This is a genomic window from Burkholderiales bacterium, assembly GCA_035543335.1.
Lineage (GTDB): Bacteria > Pseudomonadota > Gammaproteobacteria > Burkholderiales > JAHFRG01 > JAHFRG01.
The window spans coordinates 66,475-72,714 of the sequence record DASZZH010000006.1; the positions used below are offsets into that span (position 1 = coordinate 66,475).

Consider the following 6,240-nt stretch of genomic DNA (forward strand, 5'->3'; position numbering starts at 1 on the left):
GTTCGTCCTGAGTGCACGCCTGCTGCAATCGAAGGATGAACGGGAAACACTCAGCACGAACGGTATTCGGTTACATTATTTCGCCTTAATACGTAGGAATGATTCTACCCGATTGAGGGATGGGAAGCGGAAGTGAACGGCTAAGTGATTTAAGGAGGTTTTATGGCGAGACTGGTGAAACGCACTAGAAGCGGCCCCTACCCGGTGGTTGTTGGCAGCGAGGCCAAATACATCTGCGGCTGCGGGCTTTCCAAAAACCAGCCGTTTTGCGACGGCACGCACAAGACTACGAAAACCGAAGACCCCAACAAGCTTTACTGGTACGACGAGCAGGGCAACCGCAAGGAAGCGAAGGACGAATTCCCCGGCATGCGCTGCGCCTAAGTGAATTGTTATAGCGAAAAAATCGTCCCCGACCCTTGTGTGCTTTTGTCAGGATGTTTTAAACGTGTATCTTCGCCTTGATTCTGTTATAGGATGACGGCATACCCCGCTATATGGGGCAATTAATTACACCTTTTCGGGTGTCTATATCTAGTTGGGAGTCACGGGTTTGGACATGAGCCTCGCGCGAACCTTTATCTTTCTCTGGTTTTTCTGCGCAGTGGCGCTATGCAGTGTCGCCTCGGCTGACGAGCCTATATACACCAAGTCAGCATCGCTCCCGCCGATCCGAATCACGTATTTGAACCTGCAATCCGTGTTAGACAAGTCGGCATCACTCATGACGTCTGCCAATGCAGTATCTGCGACTCGTCCTTTCACTGAAAAGCTTCGCCTCAAGCACGGCGAGTTTCAAGTGGAAGTCTCCGGACACCAACTGCAGGGATCTAAAGCCAAGGTGCCGAAGGTCACCAGCGAACTGGTGTACACGGCCTCCGCCTATGCTCTCGATGCGGTTCCTGTCGCCACGGTCTCACTTCTCTTCTATGACCACGATCGCAAACTGACGGTTGAGGGTCGCTCGCCGGAGCAGGTCGACGCTGTGTTTGCCTCGCTAAAGAGCGATTTTCTCACTCTCACGACTCCGTTTGGTGGCTCGACTTTCCGTACATGGTCCGGCGTCTTCATTTGGATTGTGTGCTCAACCGTCGCATTGCTCGGTTCGCTACACTGGCTCTCGACACGCCATTCCAGCGCAGTGCTACCTACGGCATTCGCGTATCTGAGCTTGGGCCTGCTATTTTTTCTCCCGTTTGAAGATTTCTTGGCGGGCTTCTCGGTATCCGAGTTTGACCCCTCTTTTGCAAGCCGCTACGGCCCTGAGATTTCCCTTGGGGGTCTGGTGCTGAGCGTAGTTGGAATTCCGCTGTCGTATCTCTTGCCTCTCTGGCTCAAAGAGCGCTCGAATCCCATACCAGAAACGATGGGTGTGCCTCCCAACAAAGCAATGCAGGGGACGCGCCGCAAGCGGCGCGCGTGACTCTGAACGTTAAACATCTTATGACAGAATCAACCGCCATGAACTGGGATACCCTCTTGAAGGTGTGGGCTGTGCTTGGACCATTGATCGCCGCTGCGGCAATTGCATTTTGGTCACGACATACTCAAGTCAAGGATCGAGACTATGAACATTCTCGTGAATCAGAGCGTTTGAATCGCGCTGACACCGCGAAGAAGCAAGACCATAATAGGGCACTGCGAGTCGAGAGATACAATGAGATCAAGGGGGCGCTTGCTGACCTTATGGCGAGTTCGCATGAGTACGTTCGCAAGCAAAGCGAATACATAACCAAACTGACACCCGATATGCACCAAGCCGCGTCGCAAGCCAATGACAAATTTGTTTACAGTTGCCAGCTCGTTACTCTTCTTGGAGATGAGCCACTAACAAACGCTGCAGTAGCCCTATGGAACGCTACACTCGAAATGCCAAAGTCATACAACATTCCAATTGATCAAGCATACGAACAGAAGCTTGTTGTTTACCGAGACGCGAGAGCGGAATTTAACGACCTTGCACGAAAGTATCTGAACTCTCTTGACGCGCAAGATGATTAACATTTCGTTCAACCCGGACCGCCAGCAAGTTGTGTTTGCTGATTCCCTACGCGCTGCGTACTCCGGTGGACGATTAGCTTCACCTTATCTTGCACATGAATAGGGAACGCGACGCGTTTGCAGTCTTTTGAAAATCAAAGGTGTCAGATTTGAATTATTTTTAATTTAGACGAAGTGCCTGGTTTTTCGCAATGTCAATTAGGTCGGTGAGACGGGTTACTACGGCGTAGGGCTTGAAGCCCAATTCGTCCTGGGGATTGCCGCCGCGGTTGATCCAGAAAGTGCGGAAGCCGAAAGAAGCGGCGCCGCAGATATCCCAGAAGTTGGAAGAAACGAAACCAATGTTGTTTTTGGGTACTTTCAGTTTTTTCGTCGCAAGCTGGTACACCTTCGGATCAGGCTTGAAGATTTTTACTTCATCCACGCTGATTACAGCGTCGAAGGTTTTGGCGAGGCCGTTGTTTTTGACCACCGCCTTGAGCATTTTGGGCGAGCCATTAGAAAGTATTGCGAGCTTGTAATGCGAAAGCGCGGCTAGCGCTTCTTTCACCTCAGGATAAGGCTCAAGATGCAGATAAGCCTGCATCAGGCGCTTGCGCGATTGCGGCGGGCAATCCAGCTTCAGCGACTTGCAGGCGAATTTGAGCGCCGCTTCGGTGACTTTTTCGAAATTCTCGTACCTTCCCATCAAGCTTTTCAGCCACGTGTATTCTAATTGCTTGGCGCGCCAGGTCTGGCTTAATTGCGCGCCCTGACCGGGGAAAAGCTCATCGCACAGCGCGATCACCGAATGCACGTCGAACAATGTGCCATAGGCATCGAACACCAGCGCCTTGATTGGCAGTTTGCGGGTCACTTTTTCTTCTGTTGGTCTTCCTTGGCGAAATATTCCGCTTCCAGCCACATCACGTTGATGATGCCGAAAGCCAGCGCCACGCCAATCCCCAAAATCCAAGTGAAATACCACATGTTCAGACCTTAATATGAAGTATGCTCATTATCACGAATGGATTGCACCGTAATCTTGCCGCGCAGCACGCGATAGACCCACGAGGTGTAAGCGGCAATCAGCGGCAGAAAAACCACGGTGGCCCAGAACATGATGGAAAGCGTACGGTGGCTTGAGACCGCGTCCCACGCCGTCAGGCTGCTGTTGGGGGAAGTCGAAGACGGCATGATGAACGGAAACATCGCCAGCCCCGCAGTCAATATCACCCCCGCAACAGACAGCGCGCTGAAAATAAAAGCGGTTGCCGGGCGGTTGGTTGCGGACAGCAGTAAGGCAAGAATTGCTCCACCGATTGCAAGTATGGGCGCAAAGATGGTCCACGGATAAAGCGTGTAGTTGTTGAGCCACGCGCCGGCGGATTTTTCCACCACCTTGGCAAGGGGGGTGAAGGCGGTATTCGGCGAAGGCATGGAAATTATTTTGTAGCCTTCGATTCCGCTGGCAATCCACAATCCTGCGAGCACGAGAGCAACAACAAGCACTAGGGCCGATACCTTTACGGCTTGCTTGGCGCGCGCGCAAATTTCGCCCTCGCTGCGGTGTTGCAGATACACCGCCCCGTGCATGGTGAGCATGGAAAGGCTTACCACCCCGGCCAACAGCGCGAACGGATTTAACAGCGCCCAGAACGAGCCGGTGTAGGTCACGCGCAAATCGGCGTCGTAATGAAACGGCACGCCCAGCAGGAGATTGCCGAATGCCACGCCGAAAATCAAAGCCGGGACGCTGCCGCCGGCAAACAATCCCCAGTCCCAGGCATTGCGCCAGCGCGGATCCTGCAGTTTGCTGCGGTAATCAAAACCGACCGGCCGGAAAAACAGCGCGAACAGGGTGAGCATCAAGGCGATGTAAAAACCGGAAAACGCCGCGGCATAGACCAGCGGCCAGGCGGCGAAGATGGCGCCGCCGGCAGTGATGAACCAAACCTGATTACCTTCCCAGGTCGCGCCCACCGAGTTGATGATGACGCGGCGCTCTTCGTCGTTTTTGCCGAGGAAGGGGAGCAGCGTTCCGACGCCCATGTCGAAACCGTCCATCACGGCGAAACCAATCAGCAGCAGGCCGACGAACAGCCACCAGATAAATTTGAGCGTCACATAGTCGAATATCATGCGCGTGCTCCCGCAGCTTCGTGGTGGTAGTTGCCGGTTCCCAGGCTGCTCGGTCCCAGCCGCGCGTACTTGAACATCAGATACAGTTCGACGATGAGCAGGAAGGTGTAGAAGAAAATAAATCCGGCGAGGCTGAAATAAATCTTGCCCGCTTCGATATTGGACGTGCTCAAAAAAGTCGGCAGCACGTCGGAAATGGTCCACGGCTGACGGCCGTATTCGGCGACGATCCAACCGAGCTCTGCCGCGATCCATGGCAGCGGGATGGAGTAGAGCGCGAGCTTCAACAGCCAGGTCTGGTGATGAACATCGCGCCTGGCGCAGAAATAGAAAGCGCAAGAAAAGATAAACAAAAAGAGGATTCCTAGTCCCACCATGATGCGGAACGACCAGAAGATGGGCGCCACTTTCGGAATCGTGTCGTTCGCGGCTTTCACTTTCTGTTCCAGCGTGGCGTCCACCACGCCAGGCGTGTATTTCTTGAGCAGCAAACCATAGCCCAGGTCGGCCTTGTGCTTCGCAAAGGTTTCCAGCACTTCCTGGCTTTTGTCGCCGCTGCGCAGCTTTTGTAATGCGGCATAGGCAATGATGCCGCTGTCTATGCGCTTCAAATGTTCGGCCTTGAGCTCTTTGATGCCGAGCACTTTCTCGTCCACCGAGCGGGTGGCGATCAGCCCCAGCACGTAGGGGATTCGTAGGGCGTAATCGGTGCGCTCTTTTTCATCGTTGGGAATGCCGAAAAAGGTGAAAGCCGCGGGCGGCGCCGCGGTTTCCCATTCCGCCTCTATCACCGCGAGCTTTACTTTTTGTACTTCGCCGGTGGTGTAGCCGCTTTCATCGCCCAGCACAATGACCGAAAGGGTGGAAGCAAGCCCAAACCCGGCTGCCACGGCAAATGAGCGCAAGGCGAATCCGGTGTCGCGGTGTTTGAGCAGGTAATAGCTGGAAATGCCGAGCACAAATAGCGAGGCGGTGACATAACCCGCAGCCACGGTGTGCACGAATTTCACTCCCGCCACCGGATTGAAGAAGAGCTGCGGGAAGCTCACCAGTTCCATGCGCATGGTTTCATAATTGAATTCCGCGCCCACCGGGTTTTGCATCCAGGCATTGGCAATCAGTATCCACAGCGCCGAGAGGTTGGAACCAAGCGCCACCAGGAAGGTCACGCCCAGATGCTGCACTTTGGTCAGCCTCTGCCAGCCGAAGAAAAACAGCCCGACAAAGGTGGATTCGAGAAAGAACGCCATCAGTCCTTCCAGGGCGAGCGGCGCGCCGAAGATATCGCCGACGTAATGCGAGAAATACGCCCAGTTGGTGCCGAACTGGAATTCCAAGGTGATGCCGGTCGCCACCCCCATGGCGAAGTTGATGCCGAATAGCTTGCCCCAGAACTGCGTCATGTCGCGGTAAACTGGCTTGCCGGTCATCACGTAGACGGACTCCATGATGACCAGGATCCACGACAAACCCAGCGTCAACGGCACGAACAGGAAATGGTAGAGCGCGGTGACCGCGAACTGCAACCGCGACAGCTCGACGACTTCAGCGCTGGGCATGGGCGGATTCCTGCGCGGGCTGGCTGATCAGGGCTTTGCCAACGTCAACGGCGTCTGTTTTCTTGTCTTGAGGGCCGGAAAACCAAGCGAGCCAGATGAGATAAAGCGCGATCGCCTTGATAATCAGCATCAGCGTGATGTCGCGCGCCAGGGTGGAACGGGTTTTGTTCACGGTTGGGCATGCCCTGAAGGTTTTTTCAATTATAGCCGAAGCGACCGTGCTCAAGAACGGTGTTAATCTTATGTGCTTCACGGGTTGAAATCATGAATCTGCCCCCCATTTAGCCAGCGAATCCTTAACAGGGTGTTGAAAAACTCTCCGGGAGCCGCGTTTGACACGAAAAATGCTCAGATGCAAGGCGCGCGACGAAGGTCGTAGCCAGGACTACGATGCCGAGGAGCGCAACGCAGCAGATGAGCATTTTTCGTGCAAACCCGGATGGGGCGTGGCTTTCCGGGCGGTCTGCTTTGTCGCTCGCCTTGCGAATATGCAACGGCTATTCGACGCGGCTCGCTTCGCGCATCCCATCCCGGAAAGCCGACGCCGCAGCCCCGTGGA

Annotated in this window: 9 protein-coding genes; 4 read left to right on the top strand and 5 right to left on the bottom strand. The window is 54.5% G+C overall.

Going from position 1 to position 6,240, the window contains the following annotated elements:
- Nucleotides 1–162 precede the first annotated feature (162 nt).
- The 3 genes from VHE58_01325 (at nucleotide 163) to VHE58_01335 (ending at nucleotide 2,001) form a co-directional block, all read left to right on the top strand.
- The gene (locus tag VHE58_01325; protein ID HVS25942.1) at nucleotides 163–384 is read left to right on the top strand and encodes a CDGSH iron-sulfur domain-containing protein; all 222 of its coding nucleotides are present in this window, start codon (nucleotides 163–165) and stop codon (nucleotides 382–384) included.
- Between the two features lie 175 nt (nucleotides 385–559).
- The gene (locus tag VHE58_01330; protein ID HVS25943.1) at nucleotides 560–1,423 is read left to right on the top strand and encodes a hypothetical protein; all 864 of its coding nucleotides are present in this window, start codon (nucleotides 560–562) and stop codon (nucleotides 1,421–1,423) included.
- A gap of 38 nt (nucleotides 1,424–1,461) precedes the next feature.
- The gene (locus VHE58_01335) at nucleotides 1,462–2,001 is read left to right on the top strand and encodes a hypothetical protein (GenBank protein HVS25944.1); all 540 of its coding nucleotides are present in this window, start codon (nucleotides 1,462–1,464) and stop codon (nucleotides 1,999–2,001) included.
- 160 nt (nucleotides 2,002–2,161) lie between these two features.
- Here VHE58_01335 and VHE58_01340 read toward each other — a convergent pair whose 3' ends face one another.
- The 5 genes from VHE58_01340 to VHE58_01360 are packed head-to-tail and all read right to left on the bottom strand — an operon-like array spanning nucleotide 2,162 to nucleotide 5,853.
- Complete coding sequence (locus VHE58_01340) at nucleotides 2,162–2,857, bottom strand: haloacid dehalogenase type II (GenBank protein HVS25945.1); 696 nt, start codon at nucleotides 2,855–2,857, stop codon at nucleotides 2,162–2,164.
- The gene (gene cydX, locus VHE58_01345; GenBank protein HVS25946.1) at nucleotides 2,854–2,970 is read right to left on the bottom strand and encodes a cytochrome bd-I oxidase subunit CydX; all 117 of its coding nucleotides are present in this window, start codon (nucleotides 2,968–2,970) and stop codon (nucleotides 2,854–2,856) included. Before cydX ends, VHE58_01340 begins: the two co-directional genes overlap by 4 nt.
- A gap of 9 nt (nucleotides 2,971–2,979) precedes the next feature.
- Nucleotides 2,980–4,122 carry a cytochrome d ubiquinol oxidase subunit II gene (cydB, locus tag VHE58_01350; GenBank protein ID HVS25947.1) on the bottom strand — a complete coding sequence of 381 codons (1,143 nt, stop codon included), beginning with the start codon at nucleotides 4,120–4,122 and terminating at the stop codon, nucleotides 2,980–2,982.
- Entirely contained in the window at nucleotides 4,119–5,681 is a 1,563-nt protein-coding gene (locus tag VHE58_01355; GenBank protein ID HVS25948.1) for a cytochrome ubiquinol oxidase subunit I, read from the bottom strand. The genes cydB and VHE58_01355 overlap by 4 nt, the downstream gene beginning before the upstream one ends.
- Nucleotides 5,668–5,853, bottom strand: a complete 186-nt coding sequence (locus VHE58_01360) for a hypothetical protein (GenBank protein HVS25949.1) — start codon at nucleotides 5,851–5,853, stop codon at nucleotides 5,668–5,670. The genes VHE58_01355 and VHE58_01360 overlap by 14 nt, the downstream gene beginning before the upstream one ends.
- Nucleotides 5,854–6,025: 172 nt before the next feature.
- Here VHE58_01360 and VHE58_01365 point away from each other — a divergent pair.
- Nucleotides 6,026–6,240, top strand: a 215-nt coding sequence (locus tag VHE58_01365) for a hypothetical protein (GenBank protein ID HVS25950.1), incomplete at its 3' end; no start/stop codon positions are given.